At 45.6% G+C, this 24,756-nt stretch carries 17 protein-coding genes; 5 read left to right on the top strand and 12 right to left on the bottom strand.

Features of this window, described 5'->3' with window-relative positions:
* Positions 1 to 72 precede the first annotated feature (72 nt).
* The 7 genes from QUA83_RS03290 to QUA83_RS03260 form a co-directional block, all read right to left on the bottom strand.
* The gene (locus tag QUA83_RS03290; RefSeq protein ID WP_333291474.1) at positions 73 to 1,137 is read right to left on the bottom strand and encodes an NAD-dependent epimerase/dehydratase family protein; all 1,065 of its coding nucleotides are present in this window, start codon (positions 1,135 to 1,137) and stop codon (positions 73 to 75) included.
* Positions 1,130 to 1,891 (bottom strand): glycosyltransferase family 2 protein, encoded by a 762-nt coding sequence (locus QUA83_RS03285; RefSeq protein WP_242724549.1) that lies wholly within the window; start codon positions 1,889 to 1,891, stop codon positions 1,130 to 1,132. Before QUA83_RS03285 ends, QUA83_RS03290 begins: the two co-directional genes overlap by 8 nt.
* A 3-nt stretch (positions 1,892 to 1,894) precedes the next feature.
* Positions 1,895 to 3,994 (bottom strand): hypothetical protein, encoded by a 2,100-nt coding sequence (locus QUA83_RS03280; RefSeq protein ID WP_333291472.1) that lies wholly within the window; start codon positions 3,992 to 3,994, stop codon positions 1,895 to 1,897.
* 370 nt (positions 3,995 to 4,364) lie between these two features.
* Complete coding sequence (locus tag QUA83_RS03275) at positions 4,365 to 6,365, bottom strand: chromosome partitioning protein ParA (RefSeq protein WP_333291470.1); 2,001 nt, start codon at positions 6,363 to 6,365, stop codon at positions 4,365 to 4,367.
* 58 nt (positions 6,366 to 6,423) lie between these two features.
* Positions 6,424 to 9,438 (bottom strand): peptidase domain-containing ABC transporter, encoded by a 3,015-nt coding sequence (locus tag QUA83_RS03270; RefSeq protein ID WP_333291468.1) that lies wholly within the window; start codon positions 9,436 to 9,438, stop codon positions 6,424 to 6,426.
* 132 nt (positions 9,439 to 9,570) lie between these two features.
* Positions 9,571 to 10,320, bottom strand: coding sequence for a peptidylprolyl isomerase (locus QUA83_RS03265; protein ID WP_333100464.1), 750 nt, complete (start codon positions 10,318 to 10,320; stop codon positions 9,571 to 9,573).
* 280 nt (positions 10,321 to 10,600) lie between these two features.
* The gene (locus QUA83_RS03260) at positions 10,601 to 14,623 is read right to left on the bottom strand and encodes a glycosyltransferase (RefSeq protein ID WP_333291466.1); all 4,023 of its coding nucleotides are present in this window, start codon (positions 14,621 to 14,623) and stop codon (positions 10,601 to 10,603) included.
* Between the two features lie 370 nt (positions 14,624 to 14,993).
* Here QUA83_RS03260 and QUA83_RS03255 point away from each other — a divergent pair, with 370 nt between their 5' ends.
* The 3 genes from QUA83_RS03255 to QUA83_RS03245 all read left to right on the top strand — a co-directional run bounded on the left by QUA83_RS03255 (position 14,994) and on the right by QUA83_RS03245 (position 18,480).
* Positions 14,994 to 16,667 (top strand): methyltransferase domain-containing protein, encoded by a 1,674-nt coding sequence (locus QUA83_RS03255; RefSeq protein WP_333291464.1) that lies wholly within the window; start codon positions 14,994 to 14,996, stop codon positions 16,665 to 16,667.
* A gap of 75 nt (positions 16,668 to 16,742) precedes the next feature.
* Complete coding sequence (locus tag QUA83_RS03250; RefSeq protein ID WP_333291463.1) at positions 16,743 to 17,612, top strand: calcium-binding protein; 870 nt, start codon at positions 16,743 to 16,745, stop codon at positions 17,610 to 17,612.
* 40 nt (positions 17,613 to 17,652) lie between these two features.
* Complete coding sequence (locus QUA83_RS03245; RefSeq protein WP_333291461.1) at positions 17,653 to 18,480, top strand: Uma2 family endonuclease; 828 nt, start codon at positions 17,653 to 17,655, stop codon at positions 18,478 to 18,480.
* A 12-nt stretch (positions 18,481 to 18,492) separates the two neighbouring features.
* Here QUA83_RS03245 and QUA83_RS03240 read toward each other — a convergent pair whose 3' ends face one another.
* The 3 genes from QUA83_RS03240 to QUA83_RS03230 form a co-directional block, all read right to left on the bottom strand.
* Positions 18,493 to 19,299: an MOSC domain-containing protein gene (locus QUA83_RS03240; RefSeq protein ID WP_333291459.1), complete on the bottom strand. Its 807-nt coding sequence runs from the start codon at positions 19,297 to 19,299 to the stop codon at positions 18,493 to 18,495.
* Positions 19,300 to 19,561: 262 nt separating this feature from the next.
* Positions 19,562 to 19,861, bottom strand: a complete 300-nt coding sequence (locus tag QUA83_RS03235; RefSeq protein WP_190656699.1) for a putative quinol monooxygenase — start codon at positions 19,859 to 19,861, stop codon at positions 19,562 to 19,564.
* Between the two features lie 381 nt (positions 19,862 to 20,242).
* Positions 20,243 to 20,920, bottom strand: coding sequence for a hypothetical protein (locus tag QUA83_RS03230; RefSeq protein WP_333291458.1), 678 nt, complete (start codon positions 20,918 to 20,920; stop codon positions 20,243 to 20,245).
* 287 nt (positions 20,921 to 21,207) lie between these two features.
* Between QUA83_RS03230 and QUA83_RS03225 the strand changes: the two genes are divergently transcribed.
* Positions 21,208 to 21,687: a hypothetical protein gene (locus QUA83_RS03225; protein WP_333181890.1), complete on the top strand. Its 480-nt coding sequence runs from the start codon at positions 21,208 to 21,210 to the stop codon at positions 21,685 to 21,687.
* Positions 21,688 to 21,805: 118 nt separating this feature from the next.
* Here the strand turns inward: QUA83_RS03225 and QUA83_RS03220 are convergent, their stop codons facing one another.
* The gene (locus QUA83_RS03220; RefSeq protein WP_333291456.1) at positions 21,806 to 22,309 is read right to left on the bottom strand and encodes a hypothetical protein; all 504 of its coding nucleotides are present in this window, start codon (positions 22,307 to 22,309) and stop codon (positions 21,806 to 21,808) included.
* A gap of 445 nt (positions 22,310 to 22,754) precedes the next feature.
* Here QUA83_RS03220 and aroA point away from each other — a divergent pair, with 445 nt between their 5' ends.
* The gene (gene aroA, locus QUA83_RS03215; RefSeq protein ID WP_333291454.1) at positions 22,755 to 24,110 is read left to right on the top strand and encodes a 3-phosphoshikimate 1-carboxyvinyltransferase; all 1,356 of its coding nucleotides are present in this window, start codon (positions 22,755 to 22,757) and stop codon (positions 24,108 to 24,110) included.
* 190 nt (positions 24,111 to 24,300) lie between these two features.
* On the opposite strand, the gene QUA83_RS03210 is transcribed toward aroA, so the two are convergent.
* Entirely contained in the window at positions 24,301 to 24,738 is a 438-nt protein-coding gene (locus QUA83_RS03210) for a CAAD domain-containing protein (RefSeq protein WP_333153284.1), read from the bottom strand.
* Between the last annotated feature and the right edge of the window lie 18 nt (positions 24,739 to 24,756).

Raw genomic sequence — 24,756 nt, 5'->3', positions numbered from 1 at the left:
GTCACTCAAATAGTGACGAAATTTCCCATAGCGACGCACCTTAGTATTTGCCATCTGCCATTAAAAAAATCCCTATAATATCGAACTTAAAACAACCTCATTAGCAGCAATCCAATCATAAATATCCTGCAAAGCCGCTTCCGGCCCCATAACAGGCCGCCATCCTGTTTTCTCCATCACCTTAGAAGAATCAGTAATAAAAATCGGAATATCCCCCGCGCGTTCCTCCAAAACAGGATTAATTGAAATCGATTTCCCAGTAATCTTTTGGCACAAATCAGTTGTCTCAAGCAAAGAAAGACTGTTGCTCAAACCGCCGCCAACATTAAAAACTTCGCCGTCAAATTCAGCAAAATGTTCTAACTGATAATTAACTAACCTCAACAAATCTTCAACGTGCAGCAAATCCCTAACCTGCTTCCCACTGCCACCAAAACCGATATAATTCAGCGACTTTTGAAAATAGTGAGCCGCCACCCACAAACCGCAAACTCCCTGATCGACTTTACCCATTTGCCAAGCACCCGTAATTAACCCGCAACGGTTAATAATTGCCGGCACATTGTATGCTTCCCTGTATTCCTCAATCAGCAATTCCGAAGCTAATTTAGTTGCTCCGTAAAGCGAACGGTGTCCTTTTAATGGGAAGTCTTCTGATATGCCTAACTCCGATATACCGGGTAAAGTTTGCTCAGGGGCGATCGCAAATCTATTCGGCAACTCTAACAGTTTAACAGACTTGACACTGGCGATCGGATAAACCCGACTCGTAGACAAAAACAGCAAACTCGCACCCGTTTGTCTCGCCAACTCCAAAACATTCACAGTGCCCAGTAAATTCGTCTGCAAAACGTACTGAGGTGAACTAAAACCAGCCAGCACAGAAGGTTCTGCAGCACAATCTATAATGCAGTCAGCATTGAGTGCAACTGGATCTAAATCTGCCGCTGTGCGAATATCCCCGTAAACAAACTGAATACCGCAACTTTTAAGCCGAGGCAGATTCAATTCCGAGCCCCGGCGACGCAGGTTATCTAAACAAATTATTTGCCATTCCGGGTGCAGTTTCTTCAGGCCAATTGCCAAACAACTGCCGATAAAACCCGCACCGCCCACAATTAAAATTTTCTCAGGCATTCACTTTTAATTTTGCTATCTTTCTAGTCCGGTGGTAGTCGCCGCGAGAGAGATGTTTTTCGAGCCAGACATACAAGACAATAAACAAATATCGACTGCCCATCTCTTTAATTTTCAGCTTAGAAATACCAGCAGTCCGATTGTACCACCTGAGAGGGATCACCGTATAGGAAAAACCCCGGACAATTGCTTTTAATGGCAGTTCCACTGTCAAATTAAAATGATGGCTCAAAATCGGTTGTACGCCTTCAATTACTTCTCTGCGGTAAATCTTAAAAGCATTGGTGACATCGCTGTAGCGCAAGCCGAAAATACTTTTGACAAACCAGTTTGCTAGGCGGTTAATTGCTAACTTGTGAATTGGATAATCAACTATAAAGCCACCTTTGATAAAGCGGGAACCGAAAACACAATCATATCCTTCTTGCAACTTGCGGTATCCTGCTACCAAATCCATCGGATCGTCGGAAGCATCCGCCATCACAATTGCTGCCGCATCTCCGTCAAATTCCGCCAATCCCCGCCGCACAGCAAATCCGAAACCATTCGGAGGTTGATTGTTGATGTATCTAACTGTGGGAAAAGTCTCTGACAACTCCTGGCAAATATCAATAGTTCGATCGACACTGTTGTCATTCACAATCAAAATTTCGTGCGGAATGCCTTCTAAATCGAGCGTCTGGGCGATCGCCCGCACAGTACCGTACAAACAGCCCTCCTCATTGTGGGCTGGTATAATCACAGAAATTTTCACTCCTCATCCTCCGCGCAACTCGACAAACTGGTTGTCAACAGGATTATACACCCAAGCTTTAATTTCAGTTTGGGCGATCGGCAAATTATTATCCGACAAATCAACAGCCCACCTTGCATTATTGTATAACTCAGATTTTAAACTCTCAGCAATGTCGGGACTGTCCAAATTTACATAAGCGTTAGCAAAAAAAGATTTTTTGTCCCCGACAGATAGCAGTACAATATTCGGCTGTTGCAATTTTTCTGGCAAAACCGCCCAACCAGCAGCCTTGATAGCATCATTTTGCTTAACAGTCAAGGATTTATCGCTAGTTTGAGGTTTGTCTAAATAACCGTAAACTTTCTCGGTATCAGAAATAAACTCTACATTTTTCTCGAACTTTATCCAACCTATTTTGTCGATAATTGCAGCGCCTTCTCTCACCAGCCAAGTTTTTTTGCTCAGCACCCTCACACAGCTTTCCGGTGAATTATTGAAAAAATCAGAGGGTTCCAGATAGTTAATTAACTGCAAACAATCTTGAGCGCCTTGTTTGTAAATAATTGCCGCTCTAGTTTGGGCGATCGCCTGTTGAGAATTAAGAATAATTGTAGCAATTAACAGCCCTGCTACTACCCGATAAATAAATTTATAGTTACGTTTTAACGTTGCTTTTGTTTCTTGATAATTACCTCGGACAAACAATTGCCCTAGCTGAACCACAGCAATTAATAACAAAATCGAATTAGTCGTATATCTCGACGATTCGATCGCCTGCATCGCCCCAGATTCGGCCCTCCCAGCCGTAATAAACAGAGCCGATAAAACCGAAAAACAACCTATTGACAGCCAAGGTAAAGCCTGATACTGCACTCCTAAATCTATTTTGGAATGAGTATCTTGCCGTAATCCTAAATGAATTGTGGGATGGGCATCTTGCCCGTCCAGCGTCGCAGCCTGAACCACGTTCATAACTGAGTTGGGATTGCTATAGCTTTCAGCAATATCATTCCTATCTGTCATTGCGAGGAACGAAGCAATCGCAGGGGCTGGAGATTGCTTCGCAGGGTTCCCAATGACAAAGAAATAGAATACCAAAAATAAGAAACTTGAAAATATTAGCAATCCAACTAATGCTGAAATTCCAGACGATCGCACAATTGGCGAACCCAGCAAACTTAAAAAGTAATCAATCACCCCAAACGGCTTATTCAACAATGAAATAATACTTGCTTTCCGACTAGGATGATAATCAATTGAGTAAACAGCACAAGTTGCCACAAAGAGCAGCATCCAGACAATAAGTCTTTTTCTTTTCTGCGCCGCATTTCCTTCTACAGCCGCCACAGCCGGAATCGCAGCCAACCAAGAAAGCAAACCTTGAGCCAGGGAAAAACTCGCAATCAAGCAGAATCCAGCCGCAATCGATATTTGAATATCGTAGGGACACGGCACTGCCGTTTCCGTACTCTGTTTGATCTGAGGTGTTGCATCATTCTCAACAACGGGCAAGATGCCCGTTCCACAAGAACATTGAATTTTTGTGGAACGGGCATCTTGCCCGTTTCTAAATAGCTTATTGATCGTGGTGCAACATCTCTGTTTCATCCGATTAAAAACCGCTATATTAGGCAATAATTTGTCAGGTAAAACCAGCGCATAAACCGCAGCGACAAAACACAAATTGACTAAAAACCAAGCGATTTGAAATCCCCAAAGCCAGTTTTCGTGCTGCACTAGAGAGAAAAGCAAAATACCAGTTAAAATATTAGCTAAATGCCACAAATCATCCGCGACATTCTTAACTTGCATCGAGGATAACTTGTAGATAGCAATAAAAGTTATCGCAGCCAAACCTATGCTGAGACACAACTGATAATTAATATTCCATCGGGAAGCAAAAGCCAGCACCGCAATAATTATTTTAGGGAAAAGTATGCGGTGGTTGCTGTGCAAAGCCCAAAAATCGTTAAAAGTTACATTTCCCGCAGCTATTTTTTCAAAAAGGCTAGCTAACCTCCACTCGTCATCCACGGGAACGTTAACGCTAAAACTCGTTACAAATCCGATTAATAAGAGAACAGGAATTAGATATAAAGTAAATAAGATTAATTTTTTCATTAATATCCAATCCGGTATAGCGATTCTAAATGAATTGTGTAATTGTTATAGGGGCAAACCCCCCGTGGTTGCCCCGATCCGTGGGGGGTAGGCACTCTTAGCACTACCCCTACATATTTGTACAACTGATTTAGGATTGCTATAGCATCGGAATTGTAAAATCTAGTCATATCATGTCCGATCGATTAACCATAATATCCCGGTCAGGGCGGGTTTTTGATATTGTCAATTATTGGCAGGTATTGTTGCTGAACCCGCCCCAACAAAAATCGCGATCGATCGAACGGACATAATATCATCAGCTTTTCGACTGACAATCAACAGTAAACCGTCAACAGTAAACCGTCAACAGTAAACCGTCAACAGTTCGCTACTTAATAGTCTTGAACGTATCCATTTTCCCAGTAAATCGGTTGATAAACATCTGCAAAACAGTCCGCTTGCCAATATTGATATTAGAACTCACTGACATTCCCGACTGCAAGTTCACCTCCACTTCATTTGCCTTGCCCTTGTTCAAAACAAACTTCTGATTTTTGAGCTTAATTTTGGTTTTGAAAGCATAGTATTTCCGCAGTTCAGTAGGAGGCTCAGCATCACTGCTAATCTCTATCACTTCACCCTCAGCAGTACCAAACTCCATCGCCGGGAAAGCTTCTACATTCACTTCCACAGGCACGCATTGGTATTTCGTCAAACCCAGTTTCTCTCTGTTAATTTCCTTCTCTGGACAAACGCAAATTTTACCTGTTTCGCAGTCAATCTTTTCTCCGTCTAATTGCTTGCCGTGATACGGCTCCAATTTTGCCCGCTTCTGTCTCAAAGCATCCAATACTAGAGCCACATTGCTGTTTTCCAGGTAAACAACTGCTTCCAGACCGTTGTCGTCATCCAAAACTTTAAGCAGCTTTTCAGTTTGCTGCGCTTCGTAATAAGCTTCTTCGCAGCGTGCTGGGCGCGGTTCCCCTGGCTTCACCACCGAATTAATAATGGATTGGCATATCGGATCTTTCGCCATATCCAACTTAGCTTTCTCCTTCGTAGAAGGCTTCAAATCAAAGATAACCCCCGATACGGGAGCTTTCATCACTTGAGTGTCGCGGTTTTGTTGAGCCTTTTCTAGCTGAGCGTTCACCTCGGACAACTTTTTCAGGTTTTCCACTTTGAAGCGGCTTAGCTGAGAATCGCTGCTGGCAATTTGTTTCTCATTTTCAGCAATTTTGCTGTAAAGTTCTTTTGCCCAGGAATCCTTGGTGTTTTTTAACTGTTCTTCGGCGCGGGCGATCGACTCCTGAATGCGCGCTTGCTCTCCTTGCTGGCGCTGTATGTCAGCACTAATTTTTTGGATGTCACCTTGACGCGCGTTAATTTCGCCTCGGCGCGTATTGATTTCACCAAGGCGCGTGTTAATTTCGCCCCTGCGAGAGTTGATTTCACCTTCGCGCTGCTTGATTTGATCTTGCTGTTTGAGAACGTCGCTTTGGCCTCTGAAAACATCTTGTTCTTGACGTTCTTTTTGCAGTTCAGCGATGGCTCCTTCCTCCACCAGGGGGGCGAGTCTGCCTAGAATGTTTTGATTCGACTTCAATACTTGTTGGGATTTCGCTAACTGTTCTTGGGCTAAATCTTTCTGAGCCAGGGCGGATTTTACTTGCTCTTGCGAAGAAGCTAACTGCTGCTGAGCATAATTTAATTGGTTCTGGGCAAAACCCAATTGTTGCTGTGCGACTATCATTTGATCGCCGGCGGCTTTCTCAGCATCCTGAGCTTGCTTCAGTTGTTTTTCCAACTCCTGAACTTGGCCTTGAGCAGCAGCAACGCGAGACAGAAATTCCGATCGATAATTAACATAAAGTCCTTGCTGGGCAGCATCAAAATTTCCGCTGGCTCCCCGATTTAGGTACAGTTCGTCAATCAAAGCTTGCAGCACTTGATTTTGTGCGGTGAGGCTCTGTCTGTCCTTGATTGTTGATTCTAGGTTAGAAGGAACAGCGCCTTGAATTTTGCCGTTGACAACATCTTCGTAAAATTTATTTTCCTTTTCCAGAGCTTCTTTAGTTTTCTGAATGGATGTTAAATCGGCACTGGGTGCAAGGGGGTTGAAAGTGAGCAGAGGCTGGTTTTTTTCCACACGATCGCCATTTTCAACGTGAAGTCTCACCACAGCGCCCGTAGCAGGTGCTTGGATGTCTCTAGCACCATCTTTGAGTTCCAATTGGCCGACAGCGGGGACAGCTTGCTCTACGCTAGCAAAATAAGCCCAAACTACAGCAGAAGTGGTCATCAGCATGATCATCCACAAAAACAAGTGCGACCAAATCGCTGGTTTTTCGAGAATGACTGGTTGCTCAGAAAGTATTAACGATTTCATAGCCATTTGTTAGTTCTCAGTTGTTAAGCGTTAGTGATCAGTTGTGATTTGTTAGAGATCAGGTATTCGATGACTCTTGTTGTTGGAAGAGGCAGTAGTAACGCCCTTTAAGAGCCATTAATTCTTTATGAGTTCCCCGCTCGACTACAGAACCTTGATCCATCATAATAATTACATCAGCGTTTTGGATGGTAGTCAGGCGGTGAGTAATGAAAAACACAGTGCGGCCGGCGAAAGCTTCTGCTAAGTTATTGCAAACTTGGCGTTCGGAATGGTAGTCGAGGGCGCTTGTAGCTTCGTCCAGAATCAGCAGTTTCGGGTTTTGCAAAATCGTGCGGGCGATCGCCAAACGCTGCCTTTGACCCCCAGAAAGCGACGAACCCCGCTCTCCCACCACCGTATTGTAGCCAGCAGGCAAGCCCATAATAAAATCGTGAGCTACCGCTAATTTCGCAGCTCGCACAATCTCATCCGTACTCGCATCGGGATTGCTCAGAGCAATATTTTCCTGCACAGTACAGTTAAACAGCAAAGTATCTTGCAACACCACCCCCAGTTGGCTGCGGAGCGAGTACAGTTCCACCTTAGAAATGTCGTATCCGTCAATAAAAATCCGGCCCGACAACGGCGGATAAAGACGCTGCAACAGCTTCATCGCCGTACTTTTACCGGAACCGCTTCCCCCCACAATTCCCACAAAACTGCCAGCGGGAAATTCCAAATTAACATTAGCCAATTGCAGTGCCCCGCTCTCCAGGAATCGGAAGGAAACCTCCTCATAGGTAACCTGCCCTTGAATTGCCGGCAGCGGGATATTGCTCCGGTCTTCATCGCTGGTTTCCGTCGGCGTATCGACCACATCCTTAAGCATATCGATCGACATCGATACTTCTTGGAAACTCTGCCACACGCTCACAAAACGCAGCAGCGAACCAGTCACGTTCCCGGAAATAATTCGGAAAGCAATCAACTGACCCAAAGTAATCTCATTTCCCAGTACCAAATAAGCTCCCACCCACAACTGAGCTAAGTTACCCACCTGGTTTAAAAAGCCGCTAATCGTACCGGCCGTAGTCCCCGTGATAATTGTTTTAAAACTGGCTGTAATGTATTTTGCGTAGCGGCTCGACCACTCCCAGCGGGATTTCAATTCAATATTTTGAGCCTTAACAGTTTGAATCCCGCTGACTACTTCCACTAGATAAGATTGAGAGTCAGCAAAACGCATATTTCTTTGTTTGATCAGGCGAAGCACCAGCGGATTGATTAGAACAATCATCAGCCCCAGTACCGGTACCACTGCCAAAGATACAAACGTTAGCTGCACGCTGTAGGAGAGCATCACGGCGACGTAAACCACCGAAAATACCGCATCGAGAACCACTGTCAGAGCTGTACTCGTCATGAATTCCCGAATCTGGCCCATCATGCTGAATTTGTAGACCAAATCTCCGACGCGCCGATTGTCAAAGTAATTTTGGGGCAGCCGGAGCAAGTGGTCGATTACCTCCGCACTCAATTTGACATCGATGCGGTTTGAGGTGTCTATAAACAAAAAGGTACGCAAACCGTTGAGCAGTCCTTCAAACAGGGCGACACCTAACAGAAATGCCCCCAAAATATCCAAGGTGTCAATGCTGCGCTGACCCAATACTTTATCAATAATTACTTGGCTGATTAATGGGTTGGCTAGACCAAATAACTGTACAAAAAACGAAGCGAGCAACACCTCAAAAAACACTGTCTTGTGTTCCATCAGCGCCGGCACAAACCACCAGAAGCTGAACTGCTCTTTTTGTTCGACTTGCGGAGCTTGCAGCAGCAGGACTTCTCCTGATTCTCCCCAGATTTCTTTAAACTGAGGTATCCGCTTCCGCATTAACCCTTTTTCGGGCGTGGCCATCACCAATTCTTGCTCGGTGATGCTGTAAATAATGGCAAAGCTGGTTTCCCATTTAATCATTACGGGAGCTTTGATGCGGTTGATGGCTTCTGCGGGCACTTGCGCCAATTGGGGCGTCAGGCCGATGCTTTGGGCGATCGCCCCGCAGGCTTGCATACTGATAGAACCAGCGGTTTTTAACTGATTTTCTAGAACTTTGCGGATGATATCTCGACGAAACTTGAGGCCGAAATACTTGCTCAACATTTGGAAGCAAGCAAGCGGGGCCTCAATCTGCCCTTTGGCGCGGAAAACTGGGTATCTCCCCGCCGAATCCTTTGGTTGGTCGCTTGTTGGTTCTGGGGGACGATCGGGGGCGGGGGGTACATCGTCAAAAATGATGGGTGGCTTTATCCCTCCTCCTGTACCTGTCCCTGTCTCGCCATTTGGGGGATCTGCTAGCTCTGGTTGCGATGCTGGGGGTTCCCGGAAGCCGACCAAGCGGGCGCCGAGGCGGCCTTCTACTTTTAAAGATTTGGCTGCGTTTTCCACAGAGAAGCGGCTGCCGGTGGGAAAGTCGCCCAAGACGCCGCTGCTGACGAGCCAAATTCGCTCGGTATCTAGCTCTTTGGCGATGTCTTGAGTTTTTTTGTTGCCGTTTGGTACGTTGACAACTGTCGCATCTTGCCAAGCTTGCAGGGTGAGTTCCTTGAGATTGGAAGTGCCGTCGGCTTGGCGCTGCAATTCCAGGCTCAACAGTTCAAATACTTCGCTCAAGGAACAGTGTTCGCGAAAGGCTTCTCCAAATGTCGGCTGTTTTTCCAGTACGCTCAGGAAATCTTCGGCAGGTAGGACGATCGCGATCACATCTGTAGAGGCGATCGCCGTTTCGCAGGGAACTCCCCTGAGCAAGCCAGCCCAGCCGAGAATTTCCTTCGACTGCACCAAGCGCAAACTTACGTGGCGCTGCGAGCGCTGGTCAAAGCCCAGCAGCCGGGCCTGGCCTTGATAGATAATTGCCACCTGAGTCGGCATTTTTTCCCGTTCAAACAGGGGTTGCCCCGTCCGGTAGCCAAGGAGTTGGCATTTAGCCACCAAGGCTGTCAGAGCCGTCTCTGACAGTCGGTCAAAGGGAGGTGTTTGAGCTAGGAAATCCTGAATTTGGGAGAGGGAAACAGCGGAAGAAGTCATCCAATTTTAGATTTTAGATTTTAGATTTTAGATTGAATCCACAGATGAATCCAGGGGGTTTTTGTCAGGATGCTACGCTTTTTCAAGTCTGCACGGATAAATCCGGGGGCCCCTGACCCAATTGCTGGATTGTCATGATATTGAAGACACGGAGGAGAGGGGCTGTAGCGGGCCTATTTGCGATATCTGTTCGGCGAGCCAGCTTTCAAATAGTTCGTTAATCAAGTGCAGCCGCATCGATTCATCGAGCTGGGCCGGCATGAACTTTTCTAGTCGAATAATTACCATCCATTCTGCCAGAGGACGCGGCGTCCAGAGTTGATTTGGCTGGCTGACGGACAAAAGTTTGCTGATTGCCGGGTGGGGCTGGCTGAGGGGTACTGGGCCCAACAAGCCGCCTGACTTGGACTCGGGCCCTTCGGAATAGTCGCGGGCCACTTCAGCAAAGGTTTGTTCCCCTTCGAGGATGCGAAAGTAAAGTTCGTTGGCCAGTGCTGGATTTTTGGTGCGTACCAGGGAATAGACTACGTGGTCTAGGCTGGCTTTGCGGGTTAAAAAATAATTATCTACTTTAGGTCTCCAAGTTGCTTGCTTAAATTTTTCGATCAGCAAGGGCCTAACGGCCATCTCTTGAAGTTCTTCTTCCGTCATATTTTGGCCGCGCAGCCAAGCTTCTTTGGCTTCGGGGGCTGTCAGTTGGTGTTGTGCCAGAAAGTTCTCGACGGCGGATTTTCGTTCTTCGTCGCTGCAACTAAAGGATGCGATCGCTTGGTCTACTATTACACCCCGCAAGAATTGTGGCATCAACTGATACCGCTTCAGGAGCGATGGCATATCCTGAGCTTGCAATAATTTATCGCCTATTTGAAAAAGTCCTGTCATTTTTTTTTCTCCAACTGACTTGCGCTTCCCCTTTTAATTTAGCTGTGGCAGGAAAAGAGCGACAACCACTAACCCCTCGATTCCCCGATGATAGCAGACCGTCAGTGGGCTAGCGCTATTGCCGTCTATTTCTTGACGCTCTGCCTAGCGAGGGGTTCCCCGCGGGTCTCAGAATGGTAACTGGATGCGAGAGTGGGAGAGTGGGAAAATCTTCCCTCAACATCTATCCGTTAAATCCCGTACACTGCTTAGTTGCTGAACTTCCTTCTTCCTTCATCCTTCACTCTCGGAATAGTCTTTCAAAGAGTGTTTCGAGTTGGGTCGAGCAAGCGCGACTGTCGAGATATTTGGGGTTTGCCGCCATTTTTTGCTGGATTCGCTCGCGGTAGTGCCGGCGCAGTTCTGGGTTGGTTCCCAGTGCTATGCTCAGCTCTAAATAAGAGTTCTCGCTGTCTGCTACCAGTTCCGGAATTAGCAGTTCTTCGAGCACGGCGGCTGATTGTCGCGATCGAGTTGTTTGCCCTTTTCTTACCACTACAGGCAACCCCACCAACAGGGGTTCTGCTAAGGAGCAGCCATTGCTGTATGGATAGGAGTCTAAATATATATCAGCCAATTCCAGACATTTTATGCAATCGGCGCGAGATGGTAGCGCTTTAATCATAACTAAGCGCTTTTTGTCAATACCGTATTCGGCAAAGAGCGATCGAATTTGGTTGTAAAAAGGCACCGTCGGATAGTTTCCATTGCGGGAACTAAAGGGATACAAAACTAAAATAGAATTCGGTACGGCAGCAATAATTTTTGCCCAAGTTTCTCTCAATTCTGGGATAATTGTCAAAGCTTGAGCGCCGGACATGAACACTACAGATTCGTCTGTAGCTCCCCAACTCCTGCGAGTCGGTTCCACTGTGGCAGGTGCTGATCCTACAGTATAGCTTAAACAAACTCCCGACCCTTTTAAACTAATTAATTTTTCGCGATACTCTGCTGCTGCACCTGCGGGCAATGTCAAATCCCCAGCAATGAAATAATCGATATTTCGGCTTCCGGTGGTTGCGGGGGTTGATACACCGCTAGCTATTTGCACCCGCGCTAGTCGGTGCAGGCACAGGAGGGCGCTTGGTTGAGAAGTGTCGGTAGTATTGGTGCAGATTAGCAGAATATCTAAATCGTGCGATCGCATTTCTCGGACTTGATTTGGCAAATCTTCTGACAGTTGCACCAGTTTGTCGGCGCAATTTTCGCAATATTTCCCCAGTCGCTCGTCTTGTACCTGGAAATAGTACACAATAATTTCAAATTTGCTTCTGTCTAAATATTCAAAACTCGAAATTGCAGCACGAGTCTCGGAGTCATCACTAATTTTATTAAGCAAAAAGCCAACTCGGATTTTAGTTCTTTCAGGTTCTCTATGAGGAAAATTCCATTCTACTTGACAGCCGATATTTTTTAAATAAAATTCCAGAATATCAGCTCGCTGAATCAATATATTGAGCAGATTGGTCTCACTCAAATACAAAGCTTGGAAACTAACAATTTTCGCAATAAAAGCCGCCAAATAACGCCAAACTTCTGAATCTGGAAAACTGGCGATATTAGCTGCGACGTACTTGATTAACTGTTGGAAATATTCAGAGTACCTTTCTACTCCCCAATTTTGTTTAAACTGATATCTTGCACTCTTCTCAATTACTTGTTGAGGAACAGGCAAGATGCCTGTTCCACCAGAAAATTCATCTGTTGTGGAACCAACAGGCAAGATGCCTGTTCCACCAGAAAATTCATCTTGTGTGGAACGGGCATCTTGCCCGTTCTTGACAATGCCACATCTCCTTTGAAAATAATTCGGTGACTGAAATATAAATTTCAGAAAATCGTCAAAAAACCACTGGGGAATCGCTGCATTTTTATACTCAAGTGGCAACTGATAAGCGTCGCAGTACAGCATCGCTGCGAGGAGATATTGCATCTTCTCGGCAATTTCCCCTTCTTCAGCAAGTTTCGAGGATAACTGCTGGACAAAACGTTGTTCTGACTCAGTTAAAGTTTCATTTTTTAGGGCGCTATCTAGTAGCAATTTATGAGCTTTCCCCATGTCTTTCGAGTAAGAAATTTCTAATTTTTCCGCTGGCAAATTCAGCCAATACTCAGCTAGCTGTTGGCGGTAGGGGCGCAGCGCGAGAAGAGGCTGTTTTGAGGGGAATTTATTATATTGATCGAGCAGTGGTGACAATTCCGATAATCTCGGCTGGGTTCTTAATGCCAACTTTTGGCGAATTGTCTGTTTGATTTGTTGATCCAGGAAACTGTAAGCAGGACTATTTAGTAGTTTTTTGTAAAATCTGACTACATCCTTATGATTTTCCCCAGCAGCGAAGTTTTTCCAAGTTTGTTGTTCGGGATGAATCCGCAGGGATGACAGTTTTTCATCTACAAATCCGATGTGATAGTTCCCCATGATTCGCCACCACATATCTAAGTCTACATACTGAGATAATCCCGAATCAAATAATCCTATTTCTTCAAAGACTCGCGCGGCAATTAAGACGGTACTCGGTTCGCCAATTTTGTTTATCGGGTTGTTCAAGCATTTAGTATCTGCGAGTAATTCTTTTCCTGCCTGAATAGATTTTAAATTCGACCAACTTTTATGCAAATCTTTAATTGATTGGGAAGCTCCGCGCAAAATTGGGTTAGATTCATTGTCAGCTATGGTGATGCCACGCGGGGAGAAAACCATACCTATTTTTGGGTTGTCTTGGGCGAGCGCGACCATTTTTTCAATACATTCTGGTGCGAGCAAGTCGTCTTGAAAGAGAAATTTAATGTATTGACCTTTTGCTTGGGATATGCAGAAGTTCCAGTTTTGTGATAAGCCGTAGTTGCGGTGCAGTATGATCCGGAAATCGACAGAGGTTTGTAATTGGAATGATTGGGCGATCGCAATTGTGCTGTCTGTGGAGCCGTCATCGGATATAATCAGTTCTATGTTAGGGTATGTTTGGGCTAAAGCACTTTGAATTGCTTCCCCAATAAATGCTTCTCCGTTGTATGTCGGAATGCAGATGCTAACCTTCGGCTGCTCGTTTGGCAGTTCTCCTTTTGATTGACTTTGTTGCTGTGATGGTGGGAAGTTAGCCCTAATTTTGGCAGACTGCGCTTTGGCTGTTCCTGACAGAGGTATGCTGTGAAAGTTATCGGTAATCTCGGCAATATATTCGAGACGTTTTCTAATTTTATCCCCTGTAAATTGCGGGTTGAGTAAAGTCTTAATTTCCTCAGCGGCTATCGCTCCAATTTGTTGAGCTTCCCGGTGATTGTTAAAGACGTGCCGCATTAAATCCGCAGCGTGTTCGACATCCGCTTGGGCCCAAACATTGCCTTTTTTGTATGGCCCGCAATCTTTATCAATTGGGATTAACTTATACTTAACTAAATAGCTATTGCCGACATTCATAAATTCTGTATTTGATGAATAGCCAGTGGCAATTACGGGTTTCCCGTAAAACATCGCTTCAGCCATTGTCAAGCCAAATCCTTCGCAGCGGTGCAGGGATACATAACAGTCGCAATTGTAGAGCAAACCATTAAGTTTATTTTTGGACAAATACCCGTCTAGATGTTTGATATTTGAATTATTTGCTATGGCTGAGTTTAAGGATGCTTGCGCCGCTGAAAATTTGTTGGAATTAGAAGATTTGATTACCAATAATACACTGTTATCTTCGCCAAAAGCTTGTTTAAATGCTTGAATTGTCGCTAAAGTATTTTTGCGCTCAATGCGGCTAGAAAAGTCGAAGGCAAACAAGAAAATAAATTTATCTTTAGGTAAATTCAGTGCTTCTCTTTTCAGGGAAGGTGCGGGAAGAGCAATACTGGGCATGATTTTGATGACGGGAATTGGCGAGACTGCGGAAATTGCCTCGGCGCAATAGTTGCTGTAAGTCCATATTTCGTGAAAGTGATTAAATGCGGGCTGCCATTCCGGGGGAAAGGCGGGAAGTTCCCAGGCCCAAAAGCCGATGTTGTATTTGTTTTCAAAATAGCTGTAACCTGTATGTTTGATAAAGGTTGCAACTTCATCGGCGTTGACTTGAATTAAGTTTACGGGATGGGGATTGTCTTGGCTAAAATTTTGATAGGTGGTGTCTTTCTTGCGGTGGGGACTGCGGGTAAAATTGTTGATGACGAAGGGAATGTTGGCGGCTTCTGTCGCTCTGATGTTGGCTCTGACACCTTCTCCTATGCCAAATTCGCCGCTGATGTAGCCGGCGATGTTCATTCCTAGATTAGGGTTCATAGTTTCTAATGTATTTAGCAAATTGTTGGGTTAATTTTTTTTGGAAAAAGCCGAATTAATTTAGTTCTTCTATCGCGCTGAATGAGGGTAGGGGTTGAGAATAAATTATAATTTTGCTCAATTTTTGATAAGATATAGGGATGCTTGTATGATGAGTAAATAAGATTAAGTGAACCGCAGAGGGCGCAGAGAACGCAGAGGAAGAGAAGAGAGGGAAGAGAAAGAGTTGGCAACAGAAAATTGGGTGCTTGACAAATGTGCCGATCGCCATTGTATACTGGCATCGCAATGCTAACCTTCGGCTGGTAGTCTGTTGGCATGGGTGGCTCGGTTTTATTTTACGATAAACTAATCAGGAATTTTAGACAAAGTGATCGATCGCGTCAACCACGACTTCTTGAAGCTGCTACCGCCGGATGCTAAAGTCATTGTTGAAATTGGCTGCGGTACGGGCTCGACGGGCGAACAGTACAAACTGATCAATCCCCATTGTCAGTATATTGGCATTGAACGCGATCGAGAAAAAGCTAAAATTGCAGTCGATCGGCTAAACTGGGTGACGGTAGCCGATATTGAAGAAATTGCCCTCGAAAGTCTCGACATCGCCCCAGGAACCGTCGATTGTTTGGTTTTTGGCGACTTGCTACCCTACCTCAAAAATCCCTGGGAAGTGCTCAAGCAATACAGTTGTTTGCTGAATCCAGAGGGGCAAATTCTCGCCAGAATCCCTAATGTTCAATACTGGCGGCGAATTGTCAATCTGTTGCGGGGACAGTGGGAGAATCCCGACAACAAGATGCAGCACTGGTTTACCCTAGAAAGTATTAAATCACTATTTGCTCAAGCCGGATTGCAGGTTTATGAATTTCAAGGGAAGGGACACAAAACTGAAAATTTTGTCCACTTTCAGGAATTACTGTATCCAATGGTAAAGGCTTTAGAGCTCACATCGAGCAGCTTTGCTACGGAAACCGGTGCTGAACATTATATCGTGCGATCGACCAAATCGACCGTACCTGCGCGCAGACTGCTGATTCAGACTATCATTATGGCTCCTACAGGGTGCGATCGTGTGCGAGTTTTGGAACCGGACAAATTTAGCGCTACAATTCCCGGTGTCCGCACTGTATCAGCGGTGAAAACAGCAGAGTTAATTCCCCCCCTGCTGGGAGAAGAAAAAGTCTTCATCTGGCAGCGGACAATCATGCAATATCCCGGCTATATTCCCCAACTCAAAGAACTTCTTCAACAAGGCTATTTAATAGTAGCTGAAATTGACGACAATCCCATCCGCCGCCGCGAATACGCCGACAATAACTACCTCAGCTATCGCGGCTGTCACTGTGTTCAAACTTCTACAGAACCGCTAGCAAAAATTTTGCGGTCATACAATCACAATGTTGCCGTATTTCCCAATCAATTAGCCTATCTACCTCCGCCGCGAATTTATCCGGCCGAAGATACAGTCACAATCTTTTTTGGTGCGCTTAACCGCGAAAAAGATTGGCAGCCGATTATGGCAGCGCTAAATCGAGTTTTATTTGCACACAAGCACCGCCTTCGAGTTAAAGTAATCCACGACCGAAAATTTTTTGAATCCTTGAAAATACAGCAAAAAGAATTTGAACCATTTTGCAGTTACGAACGGTATCAAGAAATTATGTACAGTTGCGATATAGCTTTGCTGCCGCTTGTTTCCAACCCGGTTAACGAAATGAAATCCGACTTAAAATTTATTGAATGTGCAGCGCGGGGAGTAGCGGTGCTGGCAAGTCCCACTGTGTACGAACATTCGATTGTAGAAGCTGAAACCGGATTGATTTATAGATATGAAAAAGAGTTTGAAACCAAACTAAATTCGCTGATATCTGACACTTCTCGGCGCCGGGAAATAGCCGCTAATGCTTATGAATGGGTGCGCGACAACCGCTTGCTGTGCGGGCACTACCGGCAGCGCCGAGATTGGTACTTACAGATGCGGGACGAGTTGCCGCGTTTAAATGCTGAGTTGCGCGATCGCCTGCCGGAGTTATTTGGTGACTAAGTGCGGTAAGATTTATAGGGTTATTGTGCGATCGTTCTGTTTTATTGTTTAATTTCTAATTGTTACTCCACACCAATGCGAATTCTCTTCACTATTGCTCACTTTTACAATCCCAGCGGCGACGGGAAACACGCTTCCCAGCGAAATGATCCGCAACCACGACTAAATGCTTTAACCGCTTGCGTGACATCGCTGCAAGCTTTGTACGGCAAATCTCAGTCCATGATTGACATTAGCGAATGTGCAACTATCCCAGCCAATCAATCTCAACAGCACGAAATTGACATTGTTGTTTGCACTACTCAAGGTTATCATCTGTTGCCTCAACTGCCAGTGCAACCCAGATGTTTTATGCACCACGCTACCAAATGCGAGCCGCTGCTGTTGGGGTTTGAGTGTCAAGCAGTTTTGCGAGCGTGTCTTAACAAATACGATTATTTCTGTTATTTAGAAGATGATTTAGTGCTGCATGATCCGTGGTTTTTTAGTAAATTAAAGTGGTTTACGCATCACGGGGGAAATGGGAATTTGCTGCAACCTAATCGCTATGAAATAGCGCCTAAAGGCGCGGTTTTTAAAGCATATGTTGATGGTGATTTAGCAGACTCAGCGACTTCTCAGTTTCAAAATGTAGAGGAGCAGCGGCAGTTAATGGGAAAAATTATGGAACAAACAATCGCTTTTGAGCGGGCATTGAATCCTCATTCCGGTTGCTATTTTTTGAATGCGGAACAGATGGCACACTGGGCTAAGCAGTCTCATTTTTTGGACAGGGATACTAGCTTTATCGGCCCGCTGGAAAGTGCCGCGACTTTAGGAATTATGCGGACTTTTAGAGTTTACAAGTCAACTCCTGCTCATGCTAATTTTTTGGAGGTTCAACATTTTGGAACGAGTTTTCTGAATTTGATTGGTAATAAGGTGAGGGTGCCGGAAGCAGGATGAGTTAAGATATTCAAGTAAGTTGCAATACTTGAGAGGTAGCATGACGCCGGCAACAGAAAAAATTGTCCTTCCCTCTCCTTTCCCCGACCACACTCAACTGCCAGAGGAAGACGGCACTTTTGTGAAGAATTTTCAGGAGCATCCCCAAAGCATTATTTTGACTGATTCTATTGGGTCGGTATTGCAACGGCTTCATCCCGATGGGCAATATGCTATAGGGCAAGACTGTGGCATCTACTGGCGAGAAACTGACCCGCTTGAAAAGGGAGCAGAAGCTCCTGATTGGTTCTACGTGCCCAACGTGCCACCAACATTAGGAAATCAGATTCGTCGCTCTTACGTGCTGTGGCGCGAATTCATGGCTCCGATGATTGCTTTGGAGTTCGCATCGGGAGATGGTTCTCAAGAGCGGGACACAACCCCACTATCCTACTCAGAAGTCGAATCGGCGCCAAGACCTGGGAAGTTTTGGGTCTATGAGCGGATCATGCGGATTCCGTATTATGGGATTTATGAAATCAATAGTGGCAGGCTGGAGGTTTACAGCCTGAACAATGGGTTTTACCAGCAGTTGCTTCCGAACGATCGCGGTCATTATCCGATCGCGCCCATGGGCGTAGAATTAGGACTGTGGCAAGGCAGTTATCAAAACCAGACAATGCTGTGGCTGCGGTGGTGGGACAGCGAGGGCAATTTGCTGCTGACAGGTACAGAACGAGCTTCCTTAGCAGAGCAGGCTTTGAGTACAGAAGCCCAAGCGCGGCGGGATGCCATCCCTCGGTTGTTGGCAATGGGATTGAATACAGAGCAAGTGGCAGAAGCACTCGGTTTATCAGTAGAGGAAGTTAGCCAGCATTCACAATCTTAATGTCGCTTTTTATTAATAAGAAGTCAAAACATCGCCGATTTTAACTGTGCCGCTGTTGATAATTTTGGCTAAAACTCCAGTTTGCGCGTGACCGAATTCCTTTTGGAGTAAACTGAGTAGAGAAATATCCCGATCGCCCGTTTCTGGATTCACTTCTATATTGACACAGCGACCGATTCGTGCTGTAACTTCTATGCGCGCCGTGCCTAATTGAAACTGTTTTCCGATCAACTCAAATTCTGACCAAGCTGCCATACCTTCTAGCACAATGTTCGGGCGAAATCGGCCCACGTCAATGTTTTGAACAGCAATTTCTGTTAATTGGTCTAATGTGGCTTGACTGAGTAAAGAAATGTGTACTGGTTCTCGATCGGGATAACGAGTTTCGCCGCTGGTGTCGCCGACTAATTGCAAAGGTGCAAACTGCGGGTGTCTCGCTTCTTTTGTGGGTTCAATTGCTGCCAAATATTCTGTGAAAAAAGTGCCAATGCGATCGCGCCCCGCTGCTGTGTTCGTTTCTGCCGATAACACTGCAACTCCTTCACGCTTGACTGTTAAAACTGCCGTTTCCGGTTGATAATCACATTCTAAAGCTGCTAACAAAGGCCAATCATTTTGGACAGCAAAATTTTTTTTGCTCATCCAAGGCATATTTTGGGCCGGCATCTTTACAGCTTCCAGATTATCTGCAAACATTAAGGCAAAAGCTCGATCGCCCTTAATTCCGTGTCCTGCTGTTAAAGCAAACTCCGACATTTCTTGCGGTGTCAGCCCTTTAATTGGATAAATAAATAGCTGTTTGATTGTTGCTAATGTCATAAACTTTTCTGAAGTTAGTAGAATCTAAGATCTTAAACCATTGTCAATAATCCTTTTTTGAACAGGCAAGATGCCTGTTCCACAAAAAATCTACTCTTTGTGGAACAGGCATCTTGCCTGTTCAGCGAGAATAGTGCAAGATGTGAGTAGAATTGGACTTACGCAGAACCTATATATCTAGGGTTCGCCGCGTGGTGTCCCACAAACTTTGGGGAATCGAATCTAATTCAAAAACCTTAATCAAATTGCGATCAAAACCCGATTAAGCTAGCAATTCATAGCGGCGGATATCTGGAGGCCCAACGGCCAAACCGTCTAATTTCTGCACGGCGTCTTGAATGTGAGTTGAACCGAGATGTAGTTCGAGCAAATCTGCACTTTCCCACTCTTCAACAAAGGTAAAATCTGTGGGATCGGCTTGATTTTGCAGGAGTTCGTATTTGATGCAGCCTTTTTCTTTGCGAGTGGGCTCCATAATGCTCAGCAGCAGAGATTTAAGTTCTGCTACTTTGTCAGGAAAGGCCGCGAGGCGGGCGACTACTCGCAAGGTTGTTTTGGACATAGGAGAAAAAAGAAACAGATAGGACGATCGAACTTACCGATTTTTACTTGGCAAACTCAGCAAAAGACGATTTTACTTAAAATAACCTAAAGAGATCGAGCGGTCAATCGATTTTAGATTTTAGATTTTAGATTTTAGAATTGAAGCATTGACCCCACGGATAAATTCGGGGGGCAAGTTTCATCGGATACAGGTTTTTTATTTCTGGACGGATGAATCCGGGGGCTGGTATCCTGGATGCTTTCGGTCAACCGCAGTAAAATTAGTCCAGGACGCGCTCAAATCTCCGAAACCCGGTTTCTTGCCAAATTCTTCGTTACTAAGCGCAGAGCGTCCTAGAAACCGGGTTTATTGAGATATTTTGGCAAATACCAGAGGAAGTCAATCTTTGGGATAAAATCGCTTGTTTTCTGTAGAATATTCCCAGGCGAGATCCTCCGGGTCTTTTTCCCGACTCCACTGAGCAAACTCCGGCTTAAGTTTCCACTTGCCGATCGTAGTTGCGTGAACTTTGAACCTGCGGGAGAGTTCCGTCTGGGTAAAAGAGATTTTGGGCTTTTGAGGAGTCTTGGTTTGAGCAATGGGGAATAAATTTGGTTTTTTATCTTGTGCTTTTTCCCGATTTGTGGGAGGCTCTTGAACAGCTATTCCCGCATTAGCTGTTTCGCTTTGATTGACAGGTGGAGCTATTTGAAAATAATACAAAATTCCGCCTTGTTCCGTCACCTCAAAATCTGCGGCAAACTCAGAAGCTCGTTCGTCGAGATACTCTTGAACCTTTTCGCCCGGGAGTTTCGCATTCATCGCCAAATCCAAAGCCGTAACTCGCCCTTGATTTTCCTTGATCAACTTATAGAAAACCGAGTCTAAATGAGCGAGTTTGTGTTTTTGCTGCTGGTGGTAGAGTTTGTAAGCCCAAGCAATGCCCGCTGTGGTGGCGATCGCCCAAAACATCGTTCCCGACTCGAAACTGGCAACCGCCGTCAAGGAAATAGGCAAAAGCAGGGTAAGATATCCCCAAATGCTTCCCTTCTTTAGGTTATTGCTGTTTTTGACCATAGTTCCTAAACAGGTACGTAGTTTAGCTTAGTAGAGCGTGTCTGAATGCCGCGAAAGTTTTTCGACAGTCGATATATCGATCGGCCCGCTGACACACCCAAAAACGGATACTGTGCCGCGTACACTCGCCTTGTGGACAATCCCTAATTTTAGACCAAAGTTCCAGATCCTTTGATTCAATGTCGCAAGTAAATCGAAAATCGAAAATCGAAAATCGAAAATCGAAAATCAAGTGACGCACTCTACGACAAAATCCCAGAATCTACTTTTTTTGCAACCGAGGGTTCATGTACTTTTTTCGCAAACAGATTGCCATCCTGCTGATAGTTGTTGCTTGCTGTACGCTGACGATTAGTTGCAGCGATAGCCGAGCTGTCCAGTGTACTAAATTTACTGAAATTGTCAACAAAGGCAACGCTCTCATTGATGTTGATAAAGACAGCAACGATGCTGCAACGACCGACAATTTAGCTAAAAATTTGAACCTGATAGCGAATGAACTTGAGGATCTGCGAATCACAGATCCAACCCTCAAAGAAATTCAGGAGCCATCGGTTAAATCCTTCCAGGAAATTAGTCAAGCACTCGGCGACATAAGCAAAAGTCTTCAGGCTGGCAATCTCGCTTCTACAAGTATAGAAGGTCGAGAGCAAATCCAAACAGCTCAAGCAGATATTATTAGAGCCGGCCAACAGGCGAATCAAGCAGCCGCAAATCAAGACGCTTTGACTAGCAAACTGATTAATTATTGTAAGGGCGATCGCTAAAGGCTAAGAGTTTTGAGTTTTGAGATGGCCACGCGAACCCCAACAACCCACGGGGGGTGAATGAATTGGAGGAATGCGTCGCCTTCACCTACTATCTAACCCTGTGCAATTACCCAATTTAGTGATGAATTTCTAGATTCAAAATATAGCGACCGAGTTGCACTTTCTCCGACCACAACTCGTATTCTAACCGCAAGTGATCCGGTTCCGGCTTTCCTGTCAGCGTCAAGTTGCGAGTGAAGTTGCGGAGTCGCAACTGTTCGGGAGTCGCCAGCGATTCGCCCTGAAGCCAATAACGGCTCAGGCCGTACATTCCTCGTTCCCAGCAGTGGCGGTAACTGTATTTGCCGTTTCCTTGCATAGTCATAATGACTCGATAGGGCGAAACTTCTAGCCAGAGCAACCGGGGTTTTGTAGTTGGGGGTAAGATTGTAACTGGCTCGGCAGATGCGTCGGAGTCGTCAGAAAATTGGCGATCGATTATTGCTGGTTCGTGTAACAACAAGTGAAAGCGATCGCGGTCTTTTTGATAAAGCGTACCAGCGGTTTCAACAACTGACCACAATGGTAAATCTGTGGATACCAGCGATAAACTTACAGGCTTGCGGTGATGCGTCAGCATAAACAAAAGTGTAGGAGTTGTTGTGGATCGGGGGGTTTGAGATTTGAGATTTTAAGCTTTAGATTTTAGATTTTAGATTAGCTGGGTTCCAAATTCCGGAGCTTTTGCTTAAAAAAATGAAAAATCTACAACTGGCAATCGAAAATCGAAAATTGTTTAGTCACAATTCAATCATCTGGTCGATAACTCACAGCAGGACATGAAATCTAAGCATATACACGGATAATATTTGTGAAATTAATGTGAAATTAAAGTGAAATCCGTGCCGTTGCGTCCGCACTCCTGTGTCCTCGATAACTGACAGCGGAGTCTCTGGGCGAGTTTTATCAGGCTTTAAGTTAACCGGACACATTGGGAAAAAACCCGCAGGCCGTACAAAAGACGACTGACTTAGGACTGGGAAAAAGGTAGGATAGCTAACGCCATCCAATCCTAGTTTATCTCAATGCAAGCTGACATTATAACTACTACGCTTCTTGACAAAAGCCAAACTTTAAGCATTCAAAAACCTGCATCGGGCTTGTCACTGGTGGGGAGGATTCGAGTTCCCGGCGATAAGTCGATTTCTCACCGAGCTTTGATTTTGGGTGCGATCGCCCAAGGTGAAACGACAATTGAGGGACTGCTGCTAGGAGAAGACCCCCGCAGTACGGCTAAATGTTTCTCGCTCTTAGGAGCCAAAGTTTCTGAACTCAACGCGGAACGGGTGACAGTCCGGGGCGTCGGAATTGGCGAGTTAGAGGAGCCTGTGGAAGTCTTGGATGCGGGTAATTCCGGCACGACGATGCGGCTGATGTTGGGAATTTTAGCCTCTCATCCGGGGCGTTTTTATGCGGTAACGGGTGACAGTTCTTTGCGATCGCGCCCGATGTCGCGCGTCATTAAACCGCTGCAACAAATGGGAGCGCAAATTTGGGGTAGAAAGAGCAATTCTTTAGCTCCTTTAGCGATACTCGGACAACAGTTAAAACCGATTCACTACCATTCTCCGATCGCCTCGGCTCAAGTTAAATCTTGCATTTTGCTCGCCGGTTTGATGGCGGAGGGAGAAACTACAGTCACAGAACCCGCTCTGTCGCGGGATCACAGCGAGCGGATGCTACGGGCGTTTGGAGCCCAATTGAGCGTCGATCCAGAAACTTGCAGCGTGACAGTCACTGGGCCGACACAACTGCAAGGGCAGAAGGTGATTGTACCGGGGGATATTAGTTCGGCGGCATTTTGGCTAGTTGCAGGGGCGATCGTCCCTGGTTCCGAGCTCGTAGTCGAAAATGTCGGCGTCAACCCAACTCGTACAGGCATTTTGGAAGCTTTGGAAATGATGGGGGCCGACATTGAACTGCAAAATCAGCGAGAGGCGGCTGGGGAACCGGTAGCGGATATTTTGGTTCGCTGTTCCGGCCAATTGCGGGGATGCACCATTGCGGGCGACTTAATTCCCCGACTGATTGACGAAATCCCGATTTTGGCAGTAGCGGCGATCTTTGCGTCCGGTACTACAATAATTCGAGATGCGGCCGAGTTGCGCGTCAAAGAGAGCGATCGGCTGGCCGTGACTGCTGCGGAACTCAACCGCATGGGAGCCCAAATTTCCGAGTTACCCGACGGTTTAGAAATTACCGGTGGAACTCCCTTGATCGGCGCGGATGTTGACAGCTACACCGACCACAGAATAGCGATGAGTTTGGCGATCGCAGCGCTCAACGCCACAGGTGTTACTAACATTCACCGGGCAGAAGCTGCTGCCATTTCCTACCCCGACTTTACCGCCACTTTGCAACAAGTTTGCCATCCAAATTGAGATTGGGCATTGGGCATTGGGCATTGGGCATTGGGCATTGGGCATTGGGCATTGGGCATTGGGCATGGGTTGCTGGTTACTTGTTATCGGTTATGGCTATAGCCTTACAAATAACAAATAACCACTAACTAATGACCAAGGACTAATGACTAATGACTAATGACCAATGACTAATGACTAATGACTTCCTCTAAGAATCTTTACCTACAACTTGTTCTTTTAAAGAATCAATTTCCGTTAACAACTCTTGGCGATTAGAAGCCTTGAGCAGATACCGGTAAACAAACCAACCCGTATATCCCATGCCAATCAACTCAAAAACTGGAGCTACCAAAGGGACATCATTAAGAGCACCTAAAACTCCCAGCATTACCTTAATACTAATACCGCCTGCCAGGATTAAACCAACTGTTATGAGGGGCTTTTGGTAGTCAGCAAAAAAATTGGATAGATAGGCTGGAAGTTCCGACAAAATTGTAATAACTTGGTCTTTAATATCTTGGAACTGGCTGGCCGTTGTTTCTGTGGTTGTCACTGTAGTCATGACCCCCGGTTTGTCCTCAACCAGATCTACTGTCACGACTTCAGTGATTGTTTGTGTTTCGTCCGAAAAGTTAGCTTGTGTCATTGAATACTTCCTCCGTTG

The organism is Microcoleus sp. K1-B1 (assembly GCF_036704705.1).
GTDB lineage: Bacteria > Cyanobacteriota > Cyanobacteriia > Cyanobacteriales > Microcoleaceae > Microcoleus.
The sequence above is the reverse complement of the archived record's forward strand: the minus strand, read 5'-3'. Positions and strand labels throughout refer to the sequence as shown.

Coding starts and splice junctions, on each gene's coding strand:
- QUA83_RS03290 (WP_333291474.1), bottom strand. CDS start 1,137: ATGCCTGAGAAAATTTTAATTGTGGGCGGTGCGGGTTTTATCGGCAGT.
- QUA83_RS03280 (WP_333291472.1), bottom strand. CDS start 3,994: ATGAAAAAATTAATCTTATTTACTTTATATCTAATTCCTGTTCTCTTA.
- QUA83_RS03275 (WP_333291470.1), bottom strand. CDS start 6,365: ATGAAATCGTTAATACTTTCTGAGCAACCAGTCATTCTCGAAAAACCA.
- QUA83_RS03270 (WP_333291468.1), bottom strand. CDS start 9,438: ATGACTTCTTCCGCTGTTTCCCTCTCCCAAATTCAGGATTTCCTAGCT.
- QUA83_RS03265 (WP_333100464.1), bottom strand. CDS start 10,320: ATGACAGGACTTTTTCAAATAGGCGATAAATTATTGCAAGCTCAGGAT.
- QUA83_RS03260 (WP_333291466.1), bottom strand. CDS start 14,623: ATGAACCCTAATCTAGGAATGAACATCGCCGGCTACATCAGCGGCGAA.
- QUA83_RS03250 (WP_333291463.1), top strand. CDS start 16,743: ATGCGAATTCTCTTCACTATTGCTCACTTTTACAATCCCAGCGGCGAC.
- QUA83_RS03245 (WP_333291461.1), top strand. CDS start 17,653: ATGACGCCGGCAACAGAAAAAATTGTCCTTCCCTCTCCTTTCCCCGAC.
- QUA83_RS03240 (WP_333291459.1), bottom strand. CDS start 19,299: ATGACATTAGCAACAATCAAACAGCTATTTATTTATCCAATTAAAGGG.
- QUA83_RS03235 (WP_190656699.1), bottom strand. CDS start 19,861: ATGTCCAAAACAACCTTGCGAGTAGTCGCCCGCCTCGCGGCCTTTCCT.
- QUA83_RS03230 (WP_333291458.1), bottom strand. CDS start 20,920: ATGGTCAAAAACAGCAATAACCTAAAGAAGGGAAGCATTTGGGGATAT.
- QUA83_RS03225 (WP_333181890.1), top strand. CDS start 21,208: ATGTACTTTTTTCGCAAACAGATTGCCATCCTGCTGATAGTTGTTGCT.
- QUA83_RS03220 (WP_333291456.1), bottom strand. CDS start 22,309: ATGCTGACGCATCACCGCAAGCCTGTAAGTTTATCGCTGGTATCCACA.
- aroA (WP_333291454.1), top strand. CDS start 22,755: ATGCAAGCTGACATTATAACTACTACGCTTCTTGACAAAAGCCAAACT.
- QUA83_RS03210 (WP_333153284.1), bottom strand. CDS start 24,738: ATGACACAAGCTAACTTTTCGGACGAAACACAAACAATCACTGAAGTC.